This window comes from Methylobacterium variabile (assembly GCF_001043975.1).
Classification (GTDB): Bacteria; Pseudomonadota; Alphaproteobacteria; order Rhizobiales; family Beijerinckiaceae; genus Methylobacterium; species Methylobacterium variabile.
Window position 1 is genome coordinate 1 of sequence record NZ_LABY01000419.1, and the last position, 816, is coordinate 816.

Sequence of the window (816 nt, forward strand, 5' to 3'; positions counted from 1 at the left end):
ACGAGAGTAAAAGTGCGGATCCGCCCCGCATTTCCGCGGCGCGCGATCCGCGGCTCAGGCCGGCTGCGGCAGGCCCGCCCGCTCCAGGGCCGCGTGCTGCCGCGCGGCGAGGTCGTCGAGGGAGAAGCGGTCGATCTGGGCCTCGAACAGGCGGTGGTAGTTCAGCTCCGAGCGCAGGTGCAGGAACACCGCGCCGAGGCCCACCGCCGCCCGGTCCATGAACACGAATTCCCGCGGCACCGTCACGGGCCCGCGTTCCTTGAGGGCGCGATGGACCTCGAAGGCCTGGCGGCGGCCGTACTCGCTCGGCTTGACGCCGTCGGCGACGGTGCGGACCCGGTCCTCCAGCAGCGGGCCGTAGATGAAGCGGGCCCAGATGTTGAGGATCTCGATGAGGTCGCGGGTGAGGTTGCGAAAACCCCAGCTCTCGTAGGCGTGGACGATGCGGGCGTCGTCGCCATGCAGCAGCCCCTTGTAGAGGTCGACCACGCCGCCGACGAAGCGGGGATGGAAGATGCGGATGCAGCCGTAATCGAGCAGGTTGATGCCCGTGGGCTCGCCGCCCTCGGAGAACACCGTGTAGTTGCCGAGATGGGGATCGCCGTGGATCACCGCGGCGCGGCTGAAGGGATGCCACCAGGCCTGGAACATGGCGTGGGCGAGGCGGTTGCGCACCTCGAGCGGGCCGCCCGTGAAGGTCAGGATCTTCTCGCCCTCGAGCCAGCCCTGGGTGAGCAGCCGGCGGGTCGACAGGTCGGGATGGACGACCGGGACCCGCACCGAGTCGAGGCCCTGCAGCACGTCGGCGTAGAGCGC

1 protein-coding gene is annotated in these 816 nt (G+C 70.0%); it reads right to left on the reverse strand.

What is annotated here, in order from left to right; translation table 11 throughout:
* Positions 1 to 54: 54 nt before the first annotated feature.
* Positions 55 to 816, reverse strand: a 762-nt coding sequence (locus tag VQ02_RS33625; protein WP_048448625.1) for an AarF/UbiB family protein, incomplete at its 5' end; no start/stop codon positions are given.